The 26,575-nt window shown below is 67.6% G+C and carries 21 protein-coding genes and 1 pseudogene; 10 read left to right on the forward strand and 12 right to left on the reverse strand.

What is annotated here, in order from left to right:
* The 7 genes and pseudogenes from NBV68_RS05180 to NBV68_RS05210 form a co-directional block, all read left to right on the forward strand.
* Positions 1-569 (forward strand): annotated as a pseudogene (locus tag NBV68_RS05180) (DNA-directed RNA polymerase subunit beta'); the annotation flags it as partial.
* Positions 570-696: 127 nt separating this feature from the next.
* On the forward strand, positions 697-1,431 hold the full coding sequence (locus NBV68_RS05185) for a hypothetical protein (protein WP_296307771.1): 735 nt from the start codon (positions 697-699) through the stop codon (positions 1,429-1,431).
* A gap of 67 nt (positions 1,432-1,498) precedes the next feature.
* Positions 1,499-1,933, forward strand: coding sequence for a DNA-directed RNA polymerase subunit beta' (locus tag NBV68_RS05190; RefSeq protein ID WP_296307772.1), 435 nt, complete (start codon positions 1,499-1,501; stop codon positions 1,931-1,933).
* Positions 1,934-1,974: 41 nt separating this feature from the next.
* Positions 1,975-2,430 carry a hypothetical protein gene (locus NBV68_RS05195; protein WP_296307773.1) on the forward strand — a complete coding sequence of 152 codons (456 nt, stop codon included), beginning with the start codon at positions 1,975-1,977 and terminating at the stop codon, positions 2,428-2,430.
* Between the two features lie 27 nt (positions 2,431-2,457).
* Positions 2,458-3,846, forward strand: coding sequence for a glutamate--tRNA ligase (gltX, locus tag NBV68_RS05200; RefSeq protein ID WP_296307774.1), 1,389 nt, complete (start codon positions 2,458-2,460; stop codon positions 3,844-3,846).
* Between the two features lie 157 nt (positions 3,847-4,003).
* Positions 4,004-7,327 carry a S41 family peptidase gene (locus NBV68_RS05205; RefSeq protein ID WP_296307775.1) on the forward strand — a complete coding sequence of 1,108 codons (3,324 nt, stop codon included), beginning with the start codon at positions 4,004-4,006 and terminating at the stop codon, positions 7,325-7,327.
* Between the two features lie 126 nt (positions 7,328-7,453).
* On the forward strand, positions 7,454-8,491 hold the full coding sequence (locus NBV68_RS05210; protein WP_296307777.1) for an alkaline phosphatase D family protein: 1,038 nt from the start codon (positions 7,454-7,456) through the stop codon (positions 8,489-8,491).
* An 87-nt stretch (positions 8,492-8,578) separates the two neighbouring features.
* Here NBV68_RS05210 and NBV68_RS05215 read toward each other — a convergent pair whose 3' ends face one another.
* The 3 genes from NBV68_RS05215 to NBV68_RS05225 are packed head-to-tail and all read right to left on the reverse strand — an operon-like array spanning position 8,579 to position 11,390.
* On the reverse strand, positions 8,579-9,928 hold the full coding sequence (locus tag NBV68_RS05215) for an FAD-binding oxidoreductase (RefSeq protein ID WP_296307779.1): 1,350 nt from the start codon (positions 9,926-9,928) through the stop codon (positions 8,579-8,581).
* Positions 9,925-10,746 carry a hypothetical protein gene (locus NBV68_RS05220; protein ID WP_296307781.1) on the reverse strand — a complete coding sequence of 274 codons (822 nt, stop codon included), beginning with the start codon at positions 10,744-10,746 and terminating at the stop codon, positions 9,925-9,927. Before NBV68_RS05220 ends, NBV68_RS05215 begins: the two co-directional genes overlap by 4 nt.
* Complete coding sequence (locus tag NBV68_RS05225) at positions 10,743-11,390, reverse strand: TetR/AcrR family transcriptional regulator (RefSeq protein ID WP_296307782.1); 648 nt, start codon at positions 11,388-11,390, stop codon at positions 10,743-10,745. The genes NBV68_RS05220 and NBV68_RS05225 overlap by 4 nt, the downstream gene beginning before the upstream one ends.
* 103 nt (positions 11,391-11,493) lie before the next feature.
* On the opposite strand from NBV68_RS05225, the gene NBV68_RS05230 reads away from it, so the two are divergent.
* Complete coding sequence (locus NBV68_RS05230; protein ID WP_296307783.1) at positions 11,494-12,696, forward strand: fumarylacetoacetate hydrolase family protein; 1,203 nt, start codon at positions 11,494-11,496, stop codon at positions 12,694-12,696.
* 78 nt (positions 12,697-12,774) lie between these two features.
* On the opposite strand, the gene NBV68_RS05235 is transcribed toward NBV68_RS05230, so the two are convergent.
* From NBV68_RS05235 to NBV68_RS05250, 4 genes are all read right to left on the reverse strand, one after another.
* A complete protein-coding gene (locus NBV68_RS05235; protein WP_296307784.1) occupies positions 12,775-14,052 on the reverse strand; it encodes an amidohydrolase family protein in 1,278 nt (425 codons plus the stop codon).
* A complete protein-coding gene (locus tag NBV68_RS05240) occupies positions 14,049-15,449 on the reverse strand; it encodes a M20/M25/M40 family metallo-hydrolase (protein ID WP_296307785.1) in 1,401 nt (466 codons plus the stop codon). The genes NBV68_RS05235 and NBV68_RS05240 overlap by 4 nt, the downstream gene beginning before the upstream one ends.
* Positions 15,450-15,518: 69 nt before the next feature.
* Complete coding sequence (locus tag NBV68_RS05245) at positions 15,519-17,126, reverse strand: NAD(P)/FAD-dependent oxidoreductase (RefSeq protein ID WP_296307787.1); 1,608 nt, start codon at positions 17,124-17,126, stop codon at positions 15,519-15,521.
* Positions 17,123-18,286, reverse strand: coding sequence for an aromatic ring-hydroxylating dioxygenase subunit alpha (locus NBV68_RS05250; RefSeq protein ID WP_296307790.1), 1,164 nt, complete (start codon positions 18,284-18,286; stop codon positions 17,123-17,125). The genes NBV68_RS05245 and NBV68_RS05250 overlap by 4 nt, the downstream gene beginning before the upstream one ends.
* A gap of 39 nt (positions 18,287-18,325) precedes the next feature.
* Between NBV68_RS05250 and NBV68_RS05255 the strand changes: the two genes are divergently transcribed.
* Entirely contained in the window at positions 18,326-18,934 is a 609-nt protein-coding gene (locus NBV68_RS05255) for a TetR family transcriptional regulator C-terminal domain-containing protein (RefSeq protein ID WP_296307791.1), read from the forward strand.
* Here NBV68_RS05255 and NBV68_RS05260 read toward each other — a convergent pair.
* The 3 genes from NBV68_RS05260 to NBV68_RS05270 all read right to left on the reverse strand — a co-directional run bounded on the left by NBV68_RS05260 (position 18,919) and on the right by NBV68_RS05270 (position 24,550).
* Positions 18,919-20,208 carry an amino acid permease gene (locus NBV68_RS05260; protein ID WP_296307792.1) on the reverse strand — a complete coding sequence of 430 codons (1,290 nt, stop codon included), beginning with the start codon at positions 20,206-20,208 and terminating at the stop codon, positions 18,919-18,921. The genes NBV68_RS05255 and NBV68_RS05260 overlap by 16 nt on opposite strands.
* Before the next feature lie 13 nt (positions 20,209-20,221).
* Positions 20,222-22,591: a TonB-dependent receptor gene (locus NBV68_RS05265; protein WP_296307793.1), complete on the reverse strand. Its 2,370-nt coding sequence runs from the start codon at positions 22,589-22,591 to the stop codon at positions 20,222-20,224.
* A 156-nt stretch (positions 22,592-22,747) separates the two neighbouring features.
* A complete protein-coding gene (locus NBV68_RS05270) occupies positions 22,748-24,550 on the reverse strand; it encodes a tetratricopeptide repeat-containing sulfotransferase family protein (RefSeq protein ID WP_296307795.1) in 1,803 nt (600 codons plus the stop codon).
* 102 nt (positions 24,551-24,652) lie between these two features.
* Here NBV68_RS05270 and fghA point away from each other — a divergent pair, with 102 nt between their 5' ends.
* Complete coding sequence (fghA, locus tag NBV68_RS05275; protein WP_296307797.1) at positions 24,653-25,489, forward strand: S-formylglutathione hydrolase; 837 nt, start codon at positions 24,653-24,655, stop codon at positions 25,487-25,489.
* A gap of 117 nt (positions 25,490-25,606) precedes the next feature.
* Here fghA and NBV68_RS05280 read toward each other — a convergent pair whose 3' ends face one another.
* The gene (locus tag NBV68_RS05280) at positions 25,607-25,954 is read right to left on the reverse strand and encodes a metalloregulator ArsR/SmtB family transcription factor (RefSeq protein WP_296307799.1); all 348 of its coding nucleotides are present in this window, start codon (positions 25,952-25,954) and stop codon (positions 25,607-25,609) included.
* Positions 25,954-26,575 (reverse strand): peroxiredoxin (locus NBV68_RS05285; RefSeq protein ID WP_366067616.1); only part of this gene is annotated, 622 nt, incomplete at its 5' end. The genes NBV68_RS05285 and NBV68_RS05280, both read right to left, overlap by 1 nt.

Consider the following 26,575-nt stretch of genomic DNA (forward strand, 5'->3'; position numbering starts at 1 on the left):
AGGGCGTGAAGATCAACGACAAGCACATCGAGGTGATCGTTCGCCAGATGCTGCAGAAGGTCGAGATCACCGATGGCGGGGACACCACCCTGCTGCCGGGCGAGCAGGTGGACCTTGCCGAAATGCTCGAGATCAACGGCAAGCTGGCCAAGGGCAAGCAGGGCGCTTCGGGCAATCCGGTGCTGCTCGGCATCACCAAGGCGAGCCTCCAGACGCGTTCGTTCATCTCGGCGGCCTCGTTCCAGGAAACCACCCGCGTGCTGACGCAGGCGGCGGTCGAAGGGAAGAAGGACACGCTGATCGGGCTGAAGGAGAACGTGATCGTCGGCCGTCTCATCCCCGCCGGTACCGGTGCGGGCATGAACCGCCTGCGCGTCACCGCCAACAGCCGCGATGCGGCGCTCAAGGCGGCGTGGAAGAAGCAGCAGGATGCGCTTGCCGCGAACGGTCAGCGCGAAGTCGAGCCCGAAGCCGATGCGATCGGCTCGGAAGAAAAGATGAAGGCCGCGATGGCTGCGATGGCGGCCGCCGCCCCCGCCGCCGACATGGGGGATGACGGCGAGGAGTAAGCGCTCCCGCCTCGCCCCCGCGGCACGAATGGCCCCGCCCGAGCATCAGCTCCGGCGGGGCTTTTCTTTGCGCTTGCCGCCCCGCCGCCCTGTGTTAGCCTTCGCTCCTATCGAGGGAGGGAGTGACATGAAAAGACAGGGACTTGTGCCGGCGGCGCTGGCTGCCGTCGCCGTGCCGGTGCTGATGCCGGGTGTGGCGCTGGCGCAGGACGAGGGCATGATCGTCGTCACCGGATCGCGCGTCGACCGTGACGATTACGACCAGTATTACGACGAGGGGCAATCCGCGATCGGCCTCACCCGCAAGGCCGACAACTTCGTCAAACCGATCTACGTCAACTCGGATTCGCGCGACCCGGAAGTCCGGCGTGCCGAGGTGACGGCGATGCTGCAGGACGTGATGAAACTCGCCGCGCGCCAGGGCATCGCGCTGGTGGCTGGCGACTACAAGCTGGTGCCGCTCACGGATGAGAGCCTCAAGGCGCTGTCCTTCGGCACGGGCAATCGCCCCGATACGACCCGGGTCAAGGTCTATGCGCGCCTGGCGGTCGGCGGGAGCTATGCCGGGGTGAAAGAGGTCGACGCTGCCATCGCCGCCTTCGTCAAGGCGGTGCCGTTGACGGGGCGCTCCTATATCGAGACCGGGGGCACGGATCTCGCGATCAACAATCCGCAAGGCTATCGCGGCGCGGTGGTCAAGGCGATCGCCGACGAGGCCAAGCGCTATGCGGCGATGTTCGGGCCGGACTACGGCATCGAGATCCGCGGCCTCGATTCCGAGCTCTACTTCAAGCAGGCGAGTGAGACCGAGGTGTTTCTCTATATCGAGCATTCCTTCGTGATCCGGCCCAAGCAGGGCTGAACGCTATTGCAAATCACTCGCAATTAGATATGGTGACAGGACTGTCTCCCAGCCCTTGCGAGGTTCCATGTCCGAAAGCCCCTCTGCCGCCACCCGTCAGGTCATCGCCGCGCTCGCCGCGCCGCCGCGGGTCGAGGCGCTGGGGCCCATCGCGGGCCGGTTTGTCCATGCCTTGCGGCTGATCGCGCTGCATGAGCGGCTGAGGCGCGATCCGGTGCCGGAGCTGGCGGCGCGGCTCGGCAGCGTCGAGGTCGCGGCCAAGGCGCTGATCATGGCGCAGGCGATCGCTGCGACATGGCCCGAGAACATCGCGGTCTCGCGCTTCTGCTGCCGCCTGCTCAGCCATGACGAGGCGACCATCGGTGCCTTCGTCGACGCTGCGGCGCAGGGCGACCGGCGCGGCGTCGAAGCCGCGCTCGACGGGCTGGTGCGGGCCGAGCGCGCCCACCGCCGGTGGGACGCCGCGCTGGCGCTGACGGCGGCGGAACTGCGCGCGGTGTGATGCCCTCGCCTGCCCCGCCCCAATCATGCTACACTCGCGGCATGCGGCACCTGCTTGTCCTTCCCTTCCTCGCCGCCCTTGCGGCCTGCAATCCGGCCAGCAAGAGCGCGGAGGCCTCGCCGGACGCAGCCGGAGAGAGCGAAGCGGTTGCCGGGCTCAGCCCTGTGCCTGACCTTGCGGGCGAGTTCCGGGTCGCCGGGATTGACGGTGCGCCGCTCGACCTTCCCTTCGGACTGGCCCTGTCCGTCTCGAAGGACCGTATCGTGTTTGACGCAGCTTGCGGCGGATATGCATGGAACTACCGGCTGGTGGGCCGCACGCTCCGCACCACGCGGATCGCCTCGCCCGACCCGAAGTGCCTCGCTACGGCCCGCATCCACCATGTGGTGTTCGACCTCGCCGTCGCAGTCGATGCGGCCACCGGTGCAGGCCGCGATGGCTCGAACGCGATTGTTCTGTCGGGTGGCGGCCGAACGCTCACGCTCTACTCGCAATAACCGGCAAGGCGCGCTAACGGGCGGCGCATGACCACCACGCGCTTTGCCCCTTCGCCCACCGGCCGGCTGCATGTCGGCAATATCCGCACCGCGCTCCACAACTGGATGCTGGCGCGGCAGGCGGGCGGCACCTTCATCCTGCGCATCGACGACACCGACGCGGCGCGCAGCCGCGAGGACTATGTCGGGGCGATCCGCGCCGATCTCACCTGGCTCGGACTGACCTGGGACCGCGAGGAGCGCCAGTCGGCGCGGCTCGACCGCTACGAAGCAGCCTTTGCCGCATTGCGGGGGGCGGGGCGGATCTATCCCTGCTACGAGACCGCGCAGGAGCTCGACGTCAAGCGCAAGATCCAGCTCTCGCGCGGTCTGCCGCCGATCTATGACCGCGCCGCGCTCAGACTGAGCGATGCGGATCGCGCGGCCAAGGAGGCCGAAGGCACCGCTCCGCACTGGCGCTTCCTGCTCGACCACGCCGAGCCCATCGCCTGGGACGACGGCATCCGCGGCATGCAGAAATTCGACCCCGCGCAGCTCTCCGACCCTGTGATCCGCCGCGCCGACGGATCGTGGCTCTACATGATGCCGAGCGCGGTCGACGATATCGACATGGGCGTGACGCAGGTGCTGCGCGGCGAGGACCATGTGTCCAACACGGCCGTGCAAATCCAGATCTTTACCGCACTTCATGCTGCAGGTTTTGCTGCAACCGAAAGTGCAGCAAAAATGCTCCCCGCCTTCGCCCATGAAGCGCTGCTGGTGGGGCGCGAGGGCAAGCTGTCGAAGCGCCTCGGATCGCTTGGCTGCGATGCCTTTCGGGAGCGCGGGATCGAGCCCGAGGCGATCATCGCCCTGCTCGCGCGGCTCGGCACCTCGCAGCCGGTGGAGCCCATCGCCGACCGAACCGCGCTCACCGCCAGCTTCGATCTTGCGACTTTCGGCCGCGCGCCTGCGAAGTTCGACGAGGAGGATCTTGAGCGGCTCAACGCCGGGATCGTCCACCAGCTGCCCTTCGAAGCGGTCGCCGCACGGCTCCCCGAGGGCATGGACGCCGCCGGCTGGCACGCGGTGCGCCCGAACCTCGCGCATGTTGCCGAGGCGGCGGAGTGGTGGGGGCTGGTTACCGGGCCGATCACGCAGCCGGATTTCGCGGAGGAGGACAAGGCCTTCCTCGCTGAGGCTACTCGCGCCTTTGAACAACTCGAATGGCGTTACCCCGACATCTATCCAGAGCTTTGGAAAACTCTGACTCAAATCCTTGGTCGGACAACCGGACGCAAGGGTCGCGCCCTGTTCCTGCCGCTGCGTCAGGCGCTGACCGGCATGGACCACGGCCCCGACATGGGCGAGCTGCTCCCCCTGATCGGCGAGAGCGAAGCCCGCGCGCGGCTCGCCAAGGCCGCCGGGATCGCCTGAGCCTCGGACCGACCGAAGCCGCGTCGCGCGCGATATCTTGCAGCCCGCGCCGGTTCGATAAGTGCTGTCTGCGGCTCGGCAGGCGGCATGGCTGCGCCTTGCGCCGATCCGGCAGGTCAGCCATCAAGCGATGCAGAAATCTTTGAGGGGCAACGCGATGAAAGGCATTCTTCTGGGCGCGGGCAGTCTGCTCGCCATGATCGCGAGCCCGCTGGCGGCGGAAGAGGGCTACTACCAGCACCCCGTGGCGAGCGGCGACGTGCTGGTCTTCGTCAGCGAAGGCGACCTGTGGCGCACTGGCCGCAATGGCGGCGTTGCGGTCAGGCTCACCAATGACGAGGGCGAGGAAACCGAACCTGCAATCTCCCCCGATGGCCGGATGATCGCCTTCACCGCCAGCTACGACAGCGACCGCGACATCTATGTCATGCCGGTTGCGGGCGGACGTCCCCGCCGCCTGACCTTCGAGGGCACCGCGGTGCGCACCATCGGCTGGACCCCGGAAGGCAGGGTGATCTATTCCTCCGCGATCACCGGAGCAGGGCAGGGCGAGGTGCTCTATACCCTCGATCCCGCCGGCGGCGAAGCCACCCCCGTGCCGCTGTGGCGCGCCAATGACGCAGCCTTCGGAGCCGACGGCAAGACGCTGTTCTTCACCCGCCGCGGTCTGTTCGCCCGCGCGCGCGACAACGCCGTGCTCTATCGCGGCGGCGGGATGGAGCAGCTGTGGCGCTGGCAGGCCGGTTCGGATGCGGAAGGCCAGCAGCTCCTCGCCGATTTCGGCGCGCCGATCCGCATGCCGATGGCGGCAAGCGGGCGGATCTGGTTCATCTCCGACAGGAGTGGCAAGGATGCGGTCTGGTCGGTGGCCGAGGATGGCAGCGACGTGCGCCAGGAATCGCCCGAACTGGCCTTCCCGGTGCTCCAGGCCAATATCGATGGCGGCGAGGTGTTCCTCCAGAATGGCGCCGATCTCCACGTGTTCGACATCGCTGCAAGCACGCTGACCAAGCTCGCCATCGACCTCGTCACCGACCGCGAGCAGACCCGCGTGCGTGCGATCGACGATCCGATGCGCTGGTTCGAGGCGGCACGGATTTCCCCCTCGGGCGAGATGGTGGCGGTCACCGCGCGCGGCCGCGCCGCGCTGGCCGCACCGGGCGATCTGCGCCGGGTCGAACTGCCCGTGCCGATCGCGGCACGGGCGCGTCAGGCGGTGCAGGCGCCCGGCGGCAAGGAAGTGTTCGCGATCCTCGACCAGGGGACGCGCGGCGACATTGTCCGCATGCCCGCCGACGGCACCGGCACGCCGACCCCAGTGACCAAGGGCTATGATGCGCATATCTGGTCCTTCGCCCTCGCGCCCGACGGCAAGACCATGGTGGTGTGGGACAAGGAGGCGCGGCTGCAGAAGGTCGATGTCGCCACGGGCCGCGTCACGCTGCTGGCGCGCAATGCCAGCGGTGCGGACGATGCCTTCTTCGATCTCGCCTTCTCGCCGGATTCCAGCCACATCGCCTACGCCGAGGTCGCGCTGACCAACAGCAGCAACACCGCCGACATCATGATCCAGAACCTCGCCACGGGCGCGCGCGTGCAGGCGACCTCGGGCAAGTACAACAACTATGCCCCTGCCTTTGCGCATGACGGCGCGTGGCTCTATTTCATCTCCGACCGCAATTTCGCGCCCGATCCCGGCAACCCCTGGGGCGACCGCAACATGGGCGCGGCCTTCCCCGACCGGGGCGAGCTTTATGCGCTTCAGCTCGATCCCGCCTCGCCGTTCCGGATGCGCGCGGACAACGAGCTGACCCGCAAGGCGGACGACAAGGAGACCGCCGCGCCCGAGGGCGAGGCCGAGCCTGCAAAGAAGGACGAAGCCAAGGGCAAGGGCAAGAAGGGCGAGGCCGCGCCCAAGGGGCCGGTGATCGTGCTCGAAGGCGTCGCCGCGCGGCTCTACAAGCTGCCGGTCAAGCCGGGGGTCGAGGGCCTGCTGCTGGCGTCGGAGAAGTTCCTCTACACCCGCCGCGGCGACGATCTGGTCTCGATCGCGATCGACAAGAAGGACCCGCGCGAGGAGGTCTTCGCGCCCGGCGGGATCGATATGGAGCTGTCCGAGGACCGCCAGACCGCGCTGGTGCTGAGCGGCACGCCCGAAAAGCCGGCGCTCGCGCTGGTGCCCGCCGACCGCAAGCTGCCCGACAAGCCCGCGCCGCATCAGGTGCGGCTCGGCGACTGGCGGCTGACCATCGATCCGCGCGCCGAGTGGCGCCAAATGTTCATCGACGCATGGCGCCTGCATCGCGATTTCCTCTACGATCCCAGCCTGCGCGGCGTCGACTGGAACGCGGTCCGCGCCGCGCGCGAGCCCTTCCTCGAGCGGATCGGCACCCGGTCGGAACTCGACGCGGTGCTTGGCGAGATGTCCGCGCAGGTGGGCGTGCTGCACAGCCAGATCGGCGGCGGCGACCAGCGCTCGGATCGCGAGAACCCGGCGATGGCCTTCCTCGGCGCGAAGGTTTCGCCGGTACCCGAGGGCCTCAGGATCGACTCCATCCTGCGCGCCGAGGCCGACCTCGTCGACCGGCTCCCGCCGCTGCGCCGCCCCGGGGTCGACGTGAAGGCGGGCGACGTGATCCGGCTGGTCGATGGCCGCGGCGTGGCGAGCTTTGCCGACCTCCAGACCGCGCTGGCGACCAAGGCCGGGCAGCAGGTGCGGCTCGATCTCACCCGCGAGGGGCGCAAGCTCAGCGCGATCGTCGAGCCGATGACGCAAGGCGGTTACCGCGAGGCGCACTACGCCGATTTCGTGCAGGGCAAACGCGCAGAGGCCGAGCGGCTGTCGGGCGGCAAGATCGGCTATCTGCATCTGCGTGCCATGGGCCCGGACGATCTTGCCAGCTTCGCGCGCGACTTCTTCCCGCAGCTCGACAAGCAGGGGCTGATCATCGACGTGCGCGGCAACAACGGCGGCAATATCGACAGCTTCATCGTCGCCGCCCTGATGCGCAAGGCGTGGGGCTTCTGGGCCAAGCCCGATGGCACCGGCATCGCCACCACCAACATGCAGAACGCCTATCGCGGCCATGTCGCGGTGCTGATCGACGAGCGCACCTATTCCGACGGCGAGACCTTTGCCGCGGCGGTCAAGGCGCTTGGGATCGCGCCGCTGATCGGCACCCGCACGGCGGGCGCAGGGGTGTGGCTGTCGGACCGTCCGGTGCTCGCCGACCGCGGCATCGCGCGCACCGCCGAGAGCGCGCAATATGCGATCGACGGGCGCTGGATTGTCGAGGGGCTCGGGGTTGCGCCCGATGTGGAGGTGGAGAATCTGCCCCACGCTGCCTTCAAGGGCACTGATGCGCAGCTTGCTGCGGCGGTCGGTCTGCTCGAGGAGACGATCGCGCGCGATCCCGTGCCTCCGCTCAAGCCGCGCCCCCTCGGCCCGCTCGGCACTCCGGCGGAGGATGTGAAGCGCTAGCGCGCGCCTGCCTGTCCGGACTTTGCAACAATCATCGCCGAAAGCCCGCCACATGGGCGGCGCGCCTCGCGCCGCGGCATTGAGGGGGCACGGAGGATGTCGGGCAGCGTTTCACGCAGGCAAGTAATGGCCGGGGCCGCGGCGGGAGCCGTCGCCGCGTCGGCCCCTGCCGTCGCAGCACCCGGAGAGCGCGCGCTCACCCGGATCGCGTTTGGATCCTGCGCGCACCAGGACAAGCCGCAGCCGATCTGGGACCGCGTCAACGCGTGGGCCCCCGAGCTGTTCATCTTCCTCGGCGACAATATCTATGGCGACACCGAGGACATGGCGGTGCTGCGCGCCAAGTACCAGATGCTTGCCGAGAAGCCCGGTTTCCGCACCCTGCGCCGCGAGACGCAAGTGATCGCGACCTGGGACGATCACGATTTCGGCGTCAACGACGGCGGCAGCGAATATCCCAGGAAGGCCGAGAGCGCGGCGATCTTCCTCGATTTCTGGGGCGTGCCGGCGGGCCATCCCCGCCGCCGCCCGGAAGGGGGCATCTACGGCAGTTACATGTTCGGCCCCGAAGGACGGCGCGTGCAGGTGATCCTGCCCGACAACCGCACCTTCCGCACCCCGCTTCTGGGCTACAGCGTCGAGCCTGCGGACAAGGGGCAATATGTCGTCAACCCCGATCCCGACGCGACCATGCTTGGGCAGGCGCAGTGGGAGTGGCTGGAGGCCGAACTGCGCCGCCCGGCGGACCTGCGCATCCTCGCCTCCTCGACCCAGGTTCTGCCCGATGCGCCGGGCTACGAGGCGTGGATCAATTTTCAGGCCGATCACCAGCGCCTGCTCGACCTCATCGATTTCGCCGAGGTGGAGAACCTGCTCATCATCTCGGGCGACACCCACTATGCCGAGCTCTCGCGGCTCGATACGCGCATGCCCTATCCGCTCTACGAGTTGACCTCGTCCGGCCTGACCGAGGTGTGGCCGGTGTTCGGCCCCAACCGGAACCGCATCGCCAAGGCGCCGCTGATGCCCAATTACGGCAGGCTGACAATCGACTGGGACGCGCCGTCACCTGCGGTGCTGATGGAGGTGGAGATGCTCGACGGCAGCATCGGCATCAGCCACGCGGTCAAGCTCGCCGAGCTGAAACAACCCCCCGGCCGCTGACGCGCCGAAGGGCGAGGGGGGCAGCGCAGCCACGCGCGCGCTTGCCCCGCCGATGCGAGGGCGCGGGCGAGGCGCAGCGGGGCGGGGTCAGCGATCCGGCCGACCCATCCATAACCTGAAAAGCCCGCCGGGATCGTAAGTCTGCCGGACGCTGTCCAGCCTTGCGAGGTTGGCGTCCTTCATGAACCGGGCGGGCCGCTTGCCGAGGTTCTCGTCGGCCAGCTGGATACCCACGGAATGGGCCTGCATCGCCGCCATCCGCTCGGTCGCCCAACCGGCGTAGCGGTGATTGTCCTCGTCGCGCGTCCATTCGCCGTACACCGCGAGGTAGCGCTTCGCCTCGAGCGAGAACGCCATGTCCGGGCGCGGCTGGGCGGGCGGTTGCCAGTTGAGCCACAGGCTGTGGCTGGGGGCCGGCGGCATGGTTTCGGCGATCGCGTGGAGGCCCGGCAGCAAATCGTCGATCGGCGCGTCGGTCCAGATATTGTCGGTGCACCAGCGCACATCGGGCGGGAAATGGGTGATGTTGGCGACTTGCGACATGAAGCTGGTGCGCATGGGGATGAGCGGGGTGGTGAAGCTCGCCAGCTTGCGGATCGGGCTGTCGGCGATGAAGCGCACCGCTTCGCGCGCCTCGGCCCATGTGGGCGCCAGCACCGGGGCGATGACTTCGATGCCGGGCCGGAAGATGCCCAGCGCGCGCGGCGTGATCAGCAATTGCAGCTCGACCGAGCGCGGCACGCTGCTGCCCACCGCATCGGCCCAGCGGAACACGGCGTCGAGGTGCTCCTGCCGGAACACCTGCATCTGCATCGCGGTGGCACGCGGGCGCGGGTGAAGCTTCAGGTGATAGCGCAACACCACCGCAAAGAAGTCCGGCCCCGATCCGCGCGCAGCCCAGAACAGGTCGGGGTTCTCGCTGGCACTGGCATGAACCTCGCGTCCGTCGGCCAGCATCAGGTCGATCCCGATCACGCTCTCGGTCGCCAGCCCGAGTTCGCGGCTGCCCCAGCCGAAGCCGCCTTGCAGCAGGAACCCGCCGAGCGCGACATCGGGGGCATGGGCGATGGGGAAGAACAGGTCGTGCTTCTTGAGCGCACGGTCGAGGTCGAGCCCCCAGCAGCCGGGGCCGACCTGCGCGATTCTGGCCGCCGGATCGATGGCGATGTGGTTGAAGCGGGCCATGCTCAGCAGCAATCCGCCGTCGCGCAGGTGGTTCTGTGCCCAGCTGTGGCCGCCCGAAACGATGCTGACCTGCCAGCGGTTCTCGCGCGCCACTTGCAGGGCACGGCCCACCTCGGCTGCATCATTGGCCTCGACCTGCATCTCGGGCCGCACGCCGGGATCGCGGGCGTTGAAACTGGTGGCGAGCACGGCCGTGTCGAAGCCCGCCTCGCCCCGCCGCCAGACGCGCCCTTTGCCGCTTGGGCGCTTCATGCCCGTTGCTCGCGATAGGCGGCGCCAAAGTCCGCGAACAATTGCGGCAGGAAGCCCGCCAGATGCGCCATTTCCTGCGCATTGTGAACCAGCAGGTCGGCCGGTGCGGGCAGCAGCTGCCCCGCCACCGGACCCAGCGCCTTGGCCAGCCCGCGCCGCACCGCGCCCGGATCATCGCCGAGCGCGGTGTTCTCGCCCCCCATCCACATGCGCGAGCGCATCTCGCTGCCGCCTGCGACCGGGCGCAGCTGGTGCAGCAGCCACCCTCCCTTCAGCCCCGTTCCCGGCACGCCGACCCGCGCGCAGATCACCACCTCGCCCTGCGCGGCGAGCCGGGCCTCGTCGAAGCCCATCGCGGCTGGGGGAAGAAAGGCGATGCCTCCCTTCACCACCTTTGGGCCAAGGTATTCGGTGATCAGCGATGTTCGTCCGATATAGCTTTCATCGCTGCGCCCGTCGGCCCAGCGCGCGTCGATATGGGCCTTGGGATGCCACAGCTTGTAACGCTCCGCAGCGCAGCCGTGCCAGCCGAACCACCAGTCCCACATGGCAGGCGTCACGCCGGGCATGTGGGTCAGGCAGAACACCCGGATTCCGCCGCCAGGCGGCGTGGTATAGCCGGTCTCGACCGGCGCGTATCCCGGCTCGGCCATGGCAGCAGCGGCGCTGGCGGGCGCGAACAGCTCATGCGCCTGCGGCCCGACCAGCAGCGCCTCGGCCACCTGCGGCTGGAGCGGGGCGAGTTCGGGGTTGTAGAAGCGGGCAAAGGGGCTTGCGGCCAGTTCGGCCGGGGTAAAGCCAAGCAGCCTGTCGGTCATTGGTCGATCTCCGCTGTGCACAGGTCGCGATAGGCAGAGGCGAGCGATGGGCGAGCCGCGTCGCTGCAATGCTGGAGCAGCACCGCCAGCCACGCGCGGCGGACCTGCGCGATGCTCTCGCGGTTGGAGAAGAACCCCGATCCCCACATGCCGAGCACTGCCAGCAGCGCAATCGCCAGGTGGCGGCCAAGCGACGCAGCGTCGGTGTCCGCGCGCAGCTCGCCATGGGCGACCGCCTCGGCAACCAGCGCCTGCGCTGAAACAACCGCGCGGCCCACCCCGGTGCTGCGCACCTCGGGATGGTCGGAAGCCATGATCGCGGCGTAGATGCCGCGGTAATACGCCTCGTCACTCGCAAAGAACGCCGCGATCCGCCCGAGCCCGCCGAACAGATGCGCGATGGCCGAGGCCCCGCTTTCACCCGTCTGGCGCGGCGCGAATTCGAACCCCGCCTCGTCCAGCAGGGCGATCAGCACATCGGTCTTCGATCCGAACAGGTTGTAGGGCGTGCGCAGGCTGACCCCGGCGACTTCGGCGAGGCGGCGCATGGTCAGCTTGTCCATGCCCTCGCCGCGAATGATCGCTTCGGCCGCCGCGCAAATGCGGGCGCGGTTGAACGTCTTGGCTTCTTCGCGTCGTGACATGAGGGCAGCTTGAATATTTTTATAACATGTGTCAATTATTTCGTCTATCCGATGCAAAGTCGCAGCGGACAAGGGTTGGTGGCAGCCGAAGGCGCGGGATCATATGAGACTGAAAACAATCGCCAAGTGGCTCGCAGGGCTGGTGGTCGGGCTGGCGGCAGCAGGGTTCGGGGCCTGGGCGACCTCGCCCGACCCGCAGTTCAATCCGGCGAGTTTCGAGGATGAGCCGCTCGTCCAGCAAATCGCCCCGCTGGAGGAAGCGATCACCTTGGCGCAGGTTCGCGCAGCCGACGGCGGCACGCGGACGCTGCTGGTGCTCGCCCGCACGGGTGAGAGCGTCACCGGCATCGACCTCGCTGAACTCGGGGCACCGGCGACCTCCGATCCGCTTGCGGCGCTGGCGGCATCCGACCTTGCGCCTGTGCGGGCCGGGCGCGCGGGCGCGTTGCCGCAGGTCACGGTCGCGATTGACGCCTTGCTGCCCTCAGGCCCGGCCGGCACCCGCCACATCGGCACCGGCACCAATTTCCCCGAGCACGCCGCAGAGGCCGATAGCAGCGCGGTGTTCCAGTTCCCCAAGTTCGGGGCCGCCTCGCCAGCCCGGACGCAGGTGCAGGCACAGCCGGGCATCCTGCTCGACTACGAAGTCGAAATCTGCGTCCGCTTCGACCGCCCCCTGCGGACGCTTGCGGACTTCGACAAGGCGGTGAAGGCGTTCTTCCTGTGTGGCGATTTCACCAATCGCAACGCGCTGATCAATCTGGCCGATCCGGACAATCTCGATTCGGGCAGCGGGTTCAGCGATGCCAAGAGCGGGCCCGATTTCTTCCCCACCGGGCCGTTCCTTGTCATTCCGGCAGACTGGAAGGCGTTTGTCGTCAACGTCCGCATGACGACCACAGTCAACGGCGCGCCGCGCCAGGACGCGCGCGGCGGAGAAATGACCCTGGATTTCCGGGCTCTGGCACAAAAGGCCTTCACCGACATGAGCACCGCGCGCTTTCTCTATCGTGGAAGCTACACCAAGCTGATGCCCGATGGCGCTATCCCGCCCACCGCCACGCTGATGTCGGGTACGGCCGAGGGCACCATCTTCACTCCGCCGACGCGCGCCGATCTGATCGAAGCCGGGCTGGCCTATGCAGCCGCGGGCGGGCCCCTCGCGCGCCAATCCGCGCTCGACATCGCCCGCCGGAAATTCATCGCCAACGAACTTGCCGGAGGCCATTACCTGCAGCCCGGCGATGTCGTGCGTCATGATTCGAACGCGCTGGGCGATATCGTGATAGCGGTTGTCCGACGGTGATCCAATCGCCTTGCCAGTGATGATTGGTAGGAATCCGATTTTCGGATCCTGAGCCAAGTCTGACCGGGCGCTGCAGACCTAAGGAAAAATCTGACCGCCCTTGATCACCGCTGAGACGCGTTCCAGCACGGTGACGTCGGAGAGCGGGTCGCCTGCCACTGCGATCATGTCGGCGAGGTAGGCCGGGGCGATCCTGCCTAGATCCTGCTCCCGGCCGAGGACCTGCGCCGCGCTCGTGGTGGCTGCCCGCATGGCCTGCAGCGGGCTCATGCCGTTCGCCACCATGTAGCGGAACTGGCGCGCGTTCAGCCCATGCGGAAAGACGCCGGCATCGCTGCCAAAGGCGAGGGGCACGCCCATCTCCACCGCGCGGCGGAAATTGTCGCGCTGGACCTGCGTGGTCTCGCGGTTCTTGCGCAGATATTCTTCCGGCCAGCCTTCCTTGGTGCCGACCTCGTCGATGTAATCGCCGTTGAAGACGTCCATCACCAGCCACACGCCTTTCTCGCGGGCCATGGCGAGACCCTCCTCATCGATCAGGCTGGCGTGCTCGATGCTGCGCACCCCGGCGCGGATCGCGGCCTTGATACCTTCCGCGCCGTGGGCGTGGGCAGTGGCGAAGGAGCCGCGCGCGGTTGCCACTTCGATGGCGGCGCGCATCTCGGCCTCGGTCAGCTCGGGCTCGCCCGGCTCGGTGCCGATCGCCAGCACCGCGCCGGTTGCCATCAGCTTGAGGAAATCGACGCCGTTGTCGAACAGATAGGTAGCGCGCTGGGCCGCCTCCTCGGGCCCCGTGAGCACGCCGAGGCGCATGTCGGCAGGCAGCTGGTCGTTGGGAACCACCCCGTTGAGCTCGCCCCCGCCGCCCGGATGGGTGAGATAGGCCCCGGCAACGAACATGCGCGGGCCCGGCACCAGCCCCTTGGCGATGGCATTGCGCAAGGCGACGTCGGTGAGCCCGCGATAGGTGCCGACATCGCGCACCGTGGTGAACCCCGCCGCAAGCGTCAGACGCGCATTGCGCGCGCCGATCAGCACCGTATCGACAGGGGACGTCTTGAGCGGATCGGCAAGGTCGGCGCTGCTGCCGGTGTCGGACAGATGGGTGTGGAGGTCGATCAGCCCGGGCAGCACGGTATAGGCCGACCAGTCCACCTGCTCGGCGCCTTCGGGCACTTGCCCGCAAGGCTCCACCCGCACAATGCGTTCGCCCTCGGTGAGGATGCATTGCCCGGTCAGCGCCGCGCCGCTTGTCACATCAATCAGCTCGCCCGCCGCGATGTAGAGCCCCTCGGCCAGCGCTGGCGCGGGCGCGGCCAGCGCCAGCAGCGCGGCGAGGGCGGGCAGCGCCCTCATTTGGAGGCGAGCTCGGTCAGCAGCAGGCGGTAATATTCGAGGCTCTTGCCGATATTGCCGATCGGCACGCGTTCATCGAGGCCGTGCGAGAAATCGTCGCTCTCGCGCATGAAGGTGCCGCTCGCGCCGTAGCTGGGGACGCCGAGCGCGCGATACCACATCGAATCCGACGCGCCCGAGGATTGGGACGCGATTACGGGCACCTCCCCGAAGGCCCCGCGGATCGCGCGCGTCGCGGCCCCGACGAAGACCTCGTCATAGGGGGAGGCGGGCGAGGAGGTGGTGTATTCGGGTTCGATCTGGCGGATGGTCATGGTCGGCTCGGCGGCGACCGCCGACAGCTCGGCCATCACCTCCTCGGGCGAATGGCCGGGGAAGATGCGGCAATTGACGAAGGCGGTCGCGCGCTGGGGCAGGGCGTTGAGACCGTGTCCGGCGCTCGCCATGGTCGGCACGCAGGTCGTCGCGATCTTGCCGATCGTGGCGGGGTTGGCGCGCAGCACCGCGATTGCCGCCTTGTCGGTGGGGGCCTTGGCGAAGGCCCGCATCGCCGCCGCCAGCAACGGATCGGACACGAAGTCCGCCGCCTTGACGAAGTAATCGCGTGTGATGTCGTTCACTTCAGGCGCGAAGTGGTGCGCGCCGACCCGCGTCAGCGCGCCCGCGAGCTGGACGATGGCATTCTCCGCGCGCGGGGCGGAGCTGTGGCCGCCCGGATTGGTCACCTCCAGCGCGAAATCGGCATAGGTCTTCTCGGCCCCCTGCCAGCTCCAATAGGAAGGATTGCCGCTCGCCTCGTCGAGCGCGCCCGACGCGCCGTCGACATTGAGCACCAGCCGCGCGCCCTTCAACCGCTCGGCGATGATCCTCGAGGTGATCATCGTCGTCTCCTCGTCGCCCGAGAAGGCGAGCACGATGCCGCGTTCGGGGACGAAGCCGGACTTGCGCAGCTCCATCACCGCGACCATCGCCTGCACGGTGTCGAACTTGGTGTCGCTCGCCCCGCGCCCATAGAGGTAGCCGTTTTCGACGACAGGGGTGAAGGGATCGCGCTTCCAGTCTTCGGGCTTGGCGTCGACCACGTCCATGTGCGCGGAGATGACGATCGGGCCGAGCGCGGGGTTGCGCCCCTTCCACGTGGCGATGAAGTAGGCAGTGTCATCGAGCGGCACGATCTCGATTTCGGCCGCTTTCCAGCCCGCGTCGATCAGCGCCTTGCGGTAAAGCGCCGCCACTTTGTCGGTCTGATTGCCCTCCCCCCGCACGGAGCGCAGAGCGATGGCCGCGCTGGATAGATCGACCACTTGCTTCTCGGCGGGCGTCGTCTGCGCAAGCGCCGGGCCTGAGGCGGAGAGTGCGGCCGCCAGAAGGCCGGTCAGCAGGAGTGTGGAGCGCATCGGCAGTTCCCCGATTGAAGGTCAGAGGTCGAGGCTATGGCAAACGCATGGCTGCGGCAACCGGCGGGCCTAGACAGCCGCGAACCGGCGGAAGCTGCCACCGTCGGCGATCACTTCCTTCGCGCAGTTGTGCCCCGGCGCGCCGGTCACCCCGCCGCCCGGATGATTGCCCGCGCCGCACATGTAGAGCCCCTTCACCGGCCCGCGGTAGGCCCCGTGGCCGAGCACGGGACGTGCGCTCCACAGCTGGTCGAGGCTCATGTGGCCGTGCATGATGTCCCCGCCGACAAGGCCGAATTTGCGGTAGAGCCCCTTGGGGCTGAGCACCTGCCGCCCGAGGATCGAGGCGCGGAAACCCGGCGCGTGGGCTTCGACCGTGTCGATGATGGTGTCGGCGGCGGCGTCTTCCTCGTCATCCCAGTCGCGGCCATCCGGCAGTTCGGGCGCGAATTGCTGGCAGAACAGGCTGGCGACGTGTTGGCCCGGAGGCGCGAGGCTGTCGTCGACCGTGGAGGGGATCAGCATCTCTACGATCGGGCGCTTCGACCAGCCATGCGCCTTCGCGTCGAGGAAGGCCTTGTCCATGTAGGCGAGCGTGGGGGCGATGATGATACCGCTCTGGTGATGCTCGCCCGGCTCGGGGAGGCAAGTGAAGCGCGGCAGCTCGGAAAGCGCGACATTCATGCGGAAGGTGCCGCCGCCCGCCTTGTATCCGCGCATCCGGCGGCGGAAATCCTCGGGCTGGTGGTGCTGGGCCAGCATCTTGCCGAACAAAAGCTTGGGGCCAACGTTGGCGATCACGCGCTTGGCCGCGATTTCCTCCCCGCTTTCGAGCTTCACGCCCGCAACCGTGTCGCCATCGACCAGCACCTCGGCCACGGGGCTTTCGAGACTGATCTCGACCCCCGATTGGCGGCACACGTCGGCCATGATCTGGGTGATCGTGCCCATCCCGCCGATGCAGTGGCCCCACGCGCCCTTCTTGCCGTTTACCTCGCCGAAGACGTGGTGGAGGAGGACATAGGCGCTCCCCGGCGTGTCGGGGCTGGCGTAGTTGCCGACCACCGCGTCGAAGCCGAAGGCGGCCTTCACCGCCTCGCTCTCGAACCACTGGCCAAGGAAACTGGTGGCCGATTTGACGAAGAGGTCGAGCACGTCGCGCTTGGCAGCGAGGTCCAGCTTCGAGAGGCCCCAGCCCTGCGCGGCCCCGGCCATGAGCGTGCGCAGGCCCTCGCCGACATTGGGCGGGCTCTTCAATGCAAGGCTGCGCAGCACCTCGGCCACGCCCTCGAGCGCGTCGTAATAGGCGGGCAAGGTCGCGGCATCGGCGGCCGAGAACCGCGCGAACTCGGCCTGCGTGCGCTCGAGCCCGCCGCCCAGCTTGAGGTAGCCGCCATCTTCCTGCGGCAGGAAGTTGCTGATCGGGCGTTCGATCACACGGTAGCCGTGCTCGGCCAGCCGCATGTCGCGGATCACCTTGGGCTGGAGCAGGCTGACGGTGTAGCTCGCCACCGAATTGCGGAAACCCGGGTGGAACTCCTCGGTCACCGCTGCGCCGCCGACGATGTCGCGCCGCTCAAGGATGCGCACTTTGAGCCCGGCCTGCGCGAGGTAGAAGGCACAGGTAAGGCCATTATGGCCCGCACCGATGATCACGGCGTCGTATTTCTGGGTCATGCGCGGAGGCTCCATCCGGGGCTGGGTTGGTGTTCGAGGCGGGCCTCGGGGATCAGATCGCGGATGCGCCGGCAGAACTGCCTCAGGCACACCTCCTTGTCGCTCAGTGGCCCCATCGAGAAGCTGCGGCTGGCCATGCCCTGCTGGACGCGGGTGATGAGCGCGGTGTCCTCGGCATTGACCTGGCGGTTGATGCGCCAGTTGAGGTATCGCGCTGCGCGCATCTCGCGGCGGTCATCGGGCAGGACATAGCTGATCTCGCGGATCAGGCAGGTGGAGGGGCCGGTGGGCAGCCACTGCATGAAGTCGATCTGGTCGGGATAGATGTCGAAGGCGACGTTGGGCCAGAGCTTGAAATAGAGCCAGAAGCGCTGGTTCTCTTCCGGCAGGTGCGGTACCGGCGGGAGCAGCCGCTGGTACATCCGCTCCGACCAGTTGACGCTTTCACGGTCCACCATCGCGCCCCACATGCGGTCGACATGCTCCTCGGCCTCGATCCCGTAGCCCTTGCCGAACAGCCGCGTGAGGCCGGGGTGGGCGACGGGGATGTGCAAGCCGTCGGAATAATTGTCGCCGACATTCTTCCAGTTCACCTCGCGCGGCCGCAAGGTGACGCGGCCGAGCGCTTCCAGTTCCTCGAAACGGTAGGGCGCGACCATCGCTTCGTAAGGCGCCATCTGCTGTGCCACCGTGGGCCCGCCATCATCCTGAAGCCGCACGAAGATAAAGCCGCGCCACACCTCCAGTTCGACCGCGACCAGGCCGGCCTTCTCCCGGTCGAGCGTCGGATAGCTCGCGCTGTCGGGAACCCCGGTGAGCCTGCCGTCGAGATCGTAGGTCCAGGCGTGATAGGGGCACACCAGCTTCTTCGCGCAGCCGCTCGCCCCGTCGACCAGCCGCGATCCGCGGTGGCGGCAGACATTGGTGAAGGCGCGCAACACGTCGTCTGCCCCGCGCACCACGATCACGCTCTCGCCGCAATAGTCGAGCGTGTGCCAGTCGCCCGCAGCGGGAATGTCGCTGCTGTGGCACACCACCTGCCAGCTCGGGCGGAACACCCGGTCGAGTTCCAGCCTGTGGAACTCGGCATCGTGATAGGTCCAGCTCGGCAGGCTCCAGCCCTCGAGCGGGTCGGCATCGTGGACGGGATGAGTTGCCATGCGTGCTTCCTTGTTTTACATTCGTATAACAAGCCAGACATGACCGCACAACCCGCCTTTACCCGCGCCGATCCCGATGCGCGCCGCCAGAGCCTGATCGAGGCGACTGCCCGCGTGCTTGCGGCCAAGGGCGCGGCGGGGGTGTCGGTGCGCACGATCTGCACCGAGGCAGGAGTGTCGGCGGGGTTGCTGCGGCACTATTTCGCCAGCCTCTCGGACGCGATGGCCGCAACCTATCGCTGGACGGGCGCGGAGATCGACCGGGCGCTCGAAGCGGCGGTGGCAGCCGCCGGCCCCGATCCGCGCGCGCGGCTGCTCGCTTACCTTTCCGCCAATTTCTGCGCCCCGATCGCGACCCCCGAGCTGCTCGCCACCTATGTCGCCTTCTGGAGCCTCACCCGCAGCGATCCGGCGGTCGCAACGGTGAGGGCCGAGGTCTATGGGGCCTTCCGCCAAGGGCTGGAGGCTCTGCTGCGCGCCTATCGCCCCGATCTGGCCAATGTTGGTGTGGCGGCGGTTGCACTCACCGCGCTGATCGACGGGTTGTGGCTGGAATTGTCGCTCGGGCAAGCGCCGTTCAGCGCCGAGGAGGCCGAGGCGCTGGCGGCGCAGTGGCTCGACGCGCTGACCGCTTATTCAGGGGCCTGAGCGCCGCGCCGCGCCCACAGGTAGAGCGGTATTCCCGACGCCATCAGCACCAGACTCCAGCCGCTCGCCTCGATCCCTGCGCCCCACAGCGTCCACAGCGCATAGGCCGCCCCGACCAGCGCGAAGCCCCGCGCCACCTTCATCTTCCACGCCGCCAGCGCACAGGCAAGGTAGAGCCACAGCGCCGCGCTGGTCGAAAGCAGCAGCACGAATTCATAGATGCCCTGCATGTCCTTGCTGGCATTGAGAGCCAGGCAGACCGTCGCGATCACGCTCGAGATCAGCAGCGCGCGGCGCGGGGTGCCGTGGCGGTCGGTCGCGGCAAACCAGCGCGGCAGCATCCCCCGCTCGGCCATGGCGCGCGGCAGCTCGCCTTGCAGCAACACCCAGCCGTTGATCGCGCCGACGCAGCTGACGATCGCGAAGACCGTCACCAACGCGGCCGGCCCGGCGCTCCAGTTGCGCTCGACAAAGGTGGCAAACGGCGCAGGCGATGTCGCGGCCACCGCCTCGGGCAGCATCAGCGCGATGGCCGAGCACACCAGCAGGTAGAGCAGTCCCGTGAGCCCCGTGCCCCACATCGTCGCGCGCGGCACGTTGACCGCCGGGTTCTCGACCCGCGCGGCGGCGATGCTCGCGCATTCGAAGCCGAGCAGCGCGAACAGCGTCAGCGCCGCCGCGCCGCGCAGGTCGGTGCCGTTGAGTTCGGCCATGACCAGCGGGCGGATCTCTCCCTTGCCGGTGCCCAGCACAGCTGCGGCGATGACGATCACCGCCACCAGTGGCACGAGCTTCAAGAGCACGGTCACGATCTGGAAATTGCCCGCCGCCCTCACCCCCCGCAGGTTGAGCAGCGTCATCGCCCAGACCAGCGCAATGGCGCACAGGGCCGGGCCCATCGGGATGCCGGTGATGGCGGGGATGAAGGACGAGAGGTAACTCACCGCCGCCACCGCGATCGAGACCACCGCGGTCCACACCGAGACCCAGTAGATCCAGCCCACCAGAAAGGCCGGGATTTCGCCGAAAGCCTCGGTCACGAAGCCGGCCGGATCGCGCGCCCCGGGCCGGGCGCGGGTGAGCGCGGCGAGCACCCAGGCCAGCACCAGCGTTCCGGCAGTGGTGACGATCCAGCCGATCACGGCGTTCCAGCCGAACGGGGCAAGGCTCGCCGGGAGCAGGAACACCCCCGATCCGATCATGTTGCCCATCACCAGCGCGATGGCAGCAAAAAGGCCGAGCTTGTGGCCCGGCCTTTCTGTTGTTTGCGACACTAAAGGCTCAGGCTCAGAAATCGAAGCCCGCCTTCAGCCCGATGATGCGCGGGCGCGTGATGAAGTCGTAGAACGCCCCGCCGGTGTTGCTGATCCCGGTCGGGTCGCCGCACACGGTCTCGACGCACTGCACCCCGCTGTTGATCACACCGCGCACGTCGAAGAGGTTGGTGACGAACAGTTCGAAGCGCAGGCTGTCCTTTCTCATGCCGAGGCTGAGGTCGACCGTCGTGTAGGGGTCGAAGTCGCCCTTGATGGCGTTCTCGGCGGTGCGCAGGTCGCTGCGCCGGCGGCCAATATAGGAAGCGGCGCCCTGGACATGCCCGTCCCATCCGCCGACCGGGAATTCGTAGCGCGCGATCGCATTGCCCTTGAACTTCGCGGTGACCGGCAGCTGCGTGCCCGCCGGTGCAAGCAGCGCGTTGACGCGCCCGTCGCCGGGATTGAGCGTGCAATCGAAGGTCGGGTTGGCGATCCGGCAGAAGTCGCGCCGGATCGTGGCATCGTTGTAGCTGCCGGATGCCGAAAGCGTGAGCCCGCCCGCGCGATAGGTAAAATCGGCTTCGATCCCCCTGATCCGTGCGACCCCGGCGTTGCGGATCTCGGTCAGCCCGTTTGCGCCGAGGAAGGAGAGCTGGATGTCGTTCCAGTCCTCCTGGAATACCGCGCCGTTGAAGGTGACATCGCCGAAGCTGGTCTTCCAGCCGAGCTCGTAATTGTCGAGCGTGTCGGGCAGATAGGGCGGCAGCGTGCCGCGCCGGTTGACGCCGCCCGGACGGAAGCCCTGCGACCAGGTGGCATAGACCAGCACGTCGGGCGTGATCTTGTAGGTCGCGTTGAGCTTGTAGATCGCGTCGGTGTCGGACGTGGTCTTGTCGAGATTGGTGCAGGGCGAATCCGATACGACCGCCGGACCGAAGCACGCGGCCTCACCGGTGCGGCTCGAATAGCCGTCGCTGAAGCCGAAGAAGCCGACAAGCGAGTTCTTGTAGTTGTAAAGCCGCGCGCCGCCGGTCAGCGTCAGCTGTTCGGTGACGTCGAAGCTGAGTTCGCCGAAGGCGGCATAGTCGCGGTCGACGCGCTCCTGGCGGGTGAGCCAGATGTTGCTCTCGGTGCCTGTCACCGTGATCGAGTCTGCGATGTCCTCGATGATGTAGTTCTGCGTGATCCGGTGGTACTGGCGCTGCGCGAACACGCCGCCGATGAAGCGCAGCGGCGCGTCCTGCGGGCTCGAGACGCGCAGCTCCCCGAAGACGCGGCGATAGCGGTCGTTGCCCTGGATGAACTGGTTGGGGTTCACCAGATTGCCGTTGTTGTCGGTGAAATAGGCCCCGTAACCCGCGAGCGCGTCGTAGAAATAGGCGTAGTCGGAATAGTCCGATTCCGTGTCCGTGCGGCGCCACAGGTGGCCGCCGGTGGCGACGAGGTCCCAGCTTCCGATCTTGCCTTCGATGGTCAGCGCGGCCTGGAACCATTTGTCCCGCGAGGATTCGGGGTTGTACTGCACGGTCTGGAGCGAGCGGGTAACCGCAGAGCTGCGCTCCTGCGCGAAGCTGCCGTCGGCATTCTGGACCTGGCCCATGATGGTCGGGCGCAGCGTCCAGCTGTCGTTGAGTTCGATCCCCAGTGCCACGCGCGCACCGTAGGTGTCGACGTCGTTGTAATCGTCTTCGACCAGATCCGCATTGCTCTGGGTGATGCCCGAACTGGCATAGGTGCGGCTGCCCGGGATGTTGTCGATGAAGCCGCCGTCGCGGCGATACCACGCGACCACGCGCAGCGCGGCTCTGTCGGAGAGCTTGGCGTTGTAGAAGCCTTCGAGCACCCCGCCGAAATCGCCGCGGTTGACGCTGTTCAGCTCGAAATCCATCGCGCCGTAGCTGTCTTTGTAATCGGGCGCGTTGGAGACCATCTTGATCGTGCCCGCCATCGAGCTTGCGCCGTAGAGCGTGCCCTGTGGCCCGGCGAGCGCCTCGACCCGGGCAAGGTCGTAGGAATGGATGTCGAGCGCGCCCTGAATGGTCGTGATCGGCATTTCATCGAGATAGATGCCGACCGTGGGCAGCGAGGCCGAGTGGTTGGCATTCTCGCCGCTGGAAACGCCGCGGAAGTAGACCTGGCTGAAACCGGGGCCGGCCGTCTGCACCGTCACCGAAGGCAGGAACTTGGCGATGTCGCGCAGCTCGTTGATCTGCAGCTCGTCAAGCTTCTCGGTGCCGATTGCCGTGATCGCGATCGGCACGTCCTGCAGGTTCTGCGAGCGCTTTTGCGCCGTGACGATGATAACATTGTCGCTCTCGTCATCGACGCTGTCCTGCGCCGCGACCGGCGCCGCAACCGTCATCGCGGTGCCGGCGAGGAGCGATGCGGTGATAGCCCGCATCCTGTTGGTTTCCATGCGTGTCAATGCCGCCTCCCTATGGCAGTCTGTCTGAGCCCCGCAACAAACCGCCACAGCAAGCACCGCTTGCCAAGCGCCGTCGCATCCCGAAGGCTCGGACAGCGAACTTTGCTTGCGCGCTATGACAAATTTGTCACATCATTTCGGGGGGTCAGAAGGTCGGTCCGCATAGGTCGTGACCAGATCGCCAAGCGCTTCGCGCAGCGGGCCGAGCCATTGGGCATAGGGCTCCCACTGCCCCATGCCGTCGCGGTTGATCGGGCGGCGCACCTGCTCCGAGGACGCGGTCCGCACGGCGCGGGTGTTGCGGTGGAATTCGAGACACGCCTCCTCGAAGGGAAGGCCGAGGTAACCGAGCATCGCGCGCACCTCGCCTTCCGGATCGTCGAGCAGGCGCTCATGGATCACCCGGTGAATGCGCCCCGGCAGCACGCGATCGTAATGATCCATCGCGCGCACGTAATCGGCATAATAGCGGCCGATATGATCGAGCGCGTAAGTGAAAGCCTGCCCCTTGGCGAAGTGCTGGCGGAAATTGGAAAAGCAGCAATCCATCGGATTGCGCCGCGCGTCGATGATCCGCGCGTTCGGCAGGATCAGATGGATGAGGCCAGCATAGCTCCAGTTGTTGGGCAGCTTGTCGATGTAGAAGGCCTTGCCGGTCTTGCGCTGGATCCGGGTCCGCTCGAGGAATTCGGCACCCAGCACCGCAAAGCGCTCCGCCGGCATCTCGGCCACCGCGCCCGGCCAGTCGCGCGGGTCGCCGCCCGCGGCCGCCTTCGCCTCGCGCATGGCGATGGCGGGAATGTCGGGCAGTTCCATCGTGCCCTCGACCGCGGAATGGCTCGACAGGATCTGTTCGAGCAGGGTGGAGCCTGCGCGCGGAAGGCCGAGGATGAAGATCGGATCGGGCGTGTGGTCGCCCGCGCCAAGGCGCTGCTCGAGGAATTCGGGGGTGAGGACCTCGATCACCCGGTCGACCTGCCGCGTGGTCGTGTCGGGATCGTAGGCCAGCTCGCGGCTGCGCAGGTCGTTGCCGGCGACGTAGTGGCGGAAGCTGTCGGCCGCGGACTTGCGATCGCCCCATGCCTTGCCCAGCGCGAAGTGCAGATGAAAGGCGTCCTCGGTCGAAACCTCCGAATTGAGGGCCGCTTCCATCGCCGCGATATCCGCGTCGGAGAAAGTCACCGTCTTGAGGTTGGCAAGGCTCCACCACACCTCGCCCAGATGCGGCTCCACCGCCAGCGCACGGCGGTATGCGGCGATGCTTTCCTCCAGCCGTCCGACGGTCTTGAGCAGATGGCCGTAGCTCATCCACAGCTTGGCATGATCGGGGAAGCTCTGGGCAAGCTCGCCATAGATGGCGATCGCCTCGTCATAATCGCCGATCCGCCCGAGCGTGGCGGCCAGCAGATTGCGGCTGCTGGTGTTGGCCGGGTCTTGCGCGAGCACCTGTTCGAGCACCTCGCCCGCCTCGGCGAAGCGGTTCTGCTTGTAGAGCACGATGGCGAGGTTGGCCCGCGCGGCGGTGAACGAGGGGGCTAGCTCGATCGCCCGGCGCAGGAGGCTTTCGGCGTCCTTGTAGCGTCCGATCCGGCCGGCAAGCTCGGCCATCATGCGGATCGCGGCAACATCGGTCGGCTGCGCGGCAAGGCGTTGACGCAATCCGGCTTCAGCGGCGGGCAGATCATTCGCCAGCAGCGCCTGCGCGATGGTGATCATCCGGGGGTCATGCGCTGCGGCGCGGACCGCGTCCATCTCCGCGCGCGCCGCCTCCTCGTCGCGGCCCAGCTGGCGCAGCAGGCGACCGAGCATGCGGTGGGCACCGGCGTCGGCCGGGTTGCGGGCCGTGACGATCCGCAACTGCGTGGCTGCGGCGGCAGGATCGCGCCGCGCCAGTTCGACGATGGGCGACACCTGTCCTGCCTCGCTCTTGCTCATGGGCGCCCGCGTAACATGCGGCCGCGCGAGTGGGTAGTGGCCTTGCCCTTGCCATCACCAAGCCCTAACCCGCCCCCGCCCACAGATCCGGAGACCGACCCCATGGAGACCCTGTCCGAAACCCGCAGCCACGGCGGCACGCAAGGGGTCTACCGCCATGCCAGCGCCGCAACTGGCACCGACATGGCCTTCGCGGTCTTCGTGCCCGACCACGCGCCGGGCGAGCGGCTGCCCGTGCTGTGGTATCTCTCAGGGCTGACCTGCACCCATGCCAATGTCATGGAGAAGGGCGAATACCGCGCCGCATGTGCCGCGCATGGCGTGATCCTCGTCGCCCCCGACACCTCCCCGCGCGGCGATGACGTGCCGGACGCTCCCGAGGAGTACGATTTCGGCAAGGGTGCAGGCTTCTATGTCGATGCGACCGAGGAGCTCTGGGCGACGCATTACCGCATGCGCTCCTATATCGAGGACGAACTGCCCGCGCTCATCGCCGATGCTTTCCCCGCCGACATGGCGCGGCAGGGGATCACCGGGCATTCGATGGGCGGCCACGGCGCGCTGACCATCGCCCTGCGCAATCCCGGCCGGTTCCGCTCGGTCAGCGCCTTCGCGCCGATCTGCGCGCCCTCGCAGGTGCCGTGGGGCGAAAAGGCATTGGGGCGCTATCTGGGCGAGGACCGCGCGGCCTGGGCGGAATATGACGCCACAGCGCTGATCGAAGCCGGCGCGCGCCTGCCCGAGCTGCTGGTCGATCAGGGCAGCGCCGACAATTTCCTCGAAGGCCAGCTGCGCACCCCGCTGCTCGAGGCCGCATGCGCCGCCGCCGGCATCCCGGCGACGATCCGCATGCAGGAAGGCTACGACCACTCCTACTTCTTCATCTCGACCTTCATGGCTGAACACGTCGCCTGGCACGCCGAGCGGCTGACCGGCTGACCGGAGCAGATAGGCGAAACAAGCGTGCGGGAGGCAGCGGCGGCACCCGGTTTGGGGTTGGGCCTTGAAGACGGACCGATAACCCGGCCGGCGTCCCCGGAACCATCGGGCGGAGGGTCAGAACATCCTGGCGAAGTTTGCGACCCCCGGGGCAGGTGTATCGGTGGGGGCGGTTCGGCCCGGGGAGGCATTCGCAACCGGCAGAAGCGCGCCGATATGGCTGAGTGTGCCCCCGATCTGCTCGTCAGCGAGCCCGTAAAACACCAGCTTGGCTTCCTTGCGGGTCTCGACAAGTCCCGCCTTTCGCAGCACGCCGAGTTGCTGCGACAGGCCGGGCTGGCTGATGCCGGTTGCGGCCTCGATCTCGCCGACATTGCGCTCGCCGGCGATCAGCGCGGTGAGGATGCGCCAGCGCAGCGGGTGGGCGAGCGCCTTGAGCGCTTCGATCAGTTCATCGTCGCTCATCAGCTTTCCCCTCCTGCGTCGCGGAGGAACCAGCCTGTGGCATCTGCGGCGCTGAAAACCTCGTCCAGATCATGGGTCGGGGGCCTCAGCAGCGCCTCGCCCGGCTGCCAGTTTGCCGGGGCCATCCCGCCTTTGGCGTCGATCGCCTGCAGGCCATCAAGGATGCGCAGCATCTCGGGGATCGAGCGGCCAAGGCTCGCCGGATAGCAGGTCATCGCCCGGATCACGCCCTTGGGGTCGATGAAGAACGTGGTGCGCACCGTCGCGCTGTCGCTGTCCTGCGCCGAAACCATCCCGAAAGCGCGGCCGATCACGAGCGTCGGATCCTCGACGATGGGAAAGCGCACTTCCACGTCGAAGCGGTCGCGGATCATCCGCAGCCACGCAAAATGCGAGAACAGGCTGTCGACCGAAAGCGCCATCAGTGCGCAGTCGCGCCTTTCGAAGGCTGCGGCCCGGTTGGCGAGAGCCACGAATTCCGTGGTGCATACCGGGGTGAAGTCCGCCGGGTGCGAGAACAGGACAAGCCAGCGTCCCCGGAAGGCCGAAAGCCGGGCTGGGCCGATCGTGCTGCGGGCTTCGAAATCGGGCGCAAGATCGCCGATGCGCAGGCCTGCGCAC

It is taken from the genome of Erythrobacter sp. (assembly GCF_023653175.1).
In the GTDB taxonomy this organism is placed as follows: domain Bacteria; phylum Pseudomonadota; class Alphaproteobacteria; order Sphingomonadales; family Sphingomonadaceae; genus Erythrobacter.

Coding starts and splice junctions, on each gene's coding strand:
- NBV68_RS05185 (WP_296307771.1), top strand. CDS start 697: ATGAAAAGACAGGGACTTGTGCCGGCGGCGCTGGCTGCCGTCGCCGTG.
- NBV68_RS05190 (WP_296307772.1), top strand. CDS start 1,499: ATGTCCGAAAGCCCCTCTGCCGCCACCCGTCAGGTCATCGCCGCGCTC.
- NBV68_RS05195 (WP_296307773.1), top strand. CDS start 1,975: ATGCGGCACCTGCTTGTCCTTCCCTTCCTCGCCGCCCTTGCGGCCTGC.
- gltX (WP_296307774.1), top strand. CDS start 2,458: ATGACCACCACGCGCTTTGCCCCTTCGCCCACCGGCCGGCTGCATGTC.
- NBV68_RS05205 (WP_296307775.1), top strand. CDS start 4,004: ATGAAAGGCATTCTTCTGGGCGCGGGCAGTCTGCTCGCCATGATCGCG.
- NBV68_RS05210 (WP_296307777.1), top strand. CDS start 7,454: ATGGCCGGGGCCGCGGCGGGAGCCGTCGCCGCGTCGGCCCCTGCCGTC.
- NBV68_RS05215 (WP_296307779.1), bottom strand. CDS start 9,928: ATGAAGCGCCCAAGCGGCAAAGGGCGCGTCTGGCGGCGGGGCGAGGCG.
- NBV68_RS05220 (WP_296307781.1), bottom strand. CDS start 10,746: ATGACCGACAGGCTGCTTGGCTTTACCCCGGCCGAACTGGCCGCAAGC.
- NBV68_RS05225 (WP_296307782.1), bottom strand. CDS start 11,390: ATGTCACGACGCGAAGAAGCCAAGACGTTCAACCGCGCCCGCATTTGC.
- NBV68_RS05230 (WP_296307783.1), top strand. CDS start 11,494: ATGAGACTGAAAACAATCGCCAAGTGGCTCGCAGGGCTGGTGGTCGGG.
- NBV68_RS05235 (WP_296307784.1), bottom strand. CDS start 14,052: ATGAGGGCGCTGCCCGCCCTCGCCGCGCTGCTGGCGCTGGCCGCGCCC.
- NBV68_RS05240 (WP_296307785.1), bottom strand. CDS start 15,449: ATGCGCTCCACACTCCTGCTGACCGGCCTTCTGGCGGCCGCACTCTCC.
- NBV68_RS05245 (WP_296307787.1), bottom strand. CDS start 17,126: ATGACCCAGAAATACGACGCCGTGATCATCGGTGCGGGCCATAATGGC.
- NBV68_RS05250 (WP_296307790.1), bottom strand. CDS start 18,286: ATGGCAACTCATCCCGTCCACGATGCCGACCCGCTCGAGGGCTGGAGC.
- NBV68_RS05255 (WP_296307791.1), top strand. CDS start 18,326: ATGACCGCACAACCCGCCTTTACCCGCGCCGATCCCGATGCGCGCCGC.
- NBV68_RS05265 (WP_296307793.1), bottom strand. CDS start 22,591: ATGCGGGCTATCACCGCATCGCTCCTCGCCGGCACCGCGATGACGGTT.
- NBV68_RS05270 (WP_296307795.1), bottom strand. CDS start 24,550: ATGAGCAAGAGCGAGGCAGGACAGGTGTCGCCCATCGTCGAACTGGCG.
- fghA (WP_296307797.1), top strand. CDS start 24,653: ATGGAGACCCTGTCCGAAACCCGCAGCCACGGCGGCACGCAAGGGGTC.
- NBV68_RS05280 (WP_296307799.1), bottom strand. CDS start 25,954: ATGAGCGACGATGAACTGATCGAAGCGCTCAAGGCGCTCGCCCACCCG.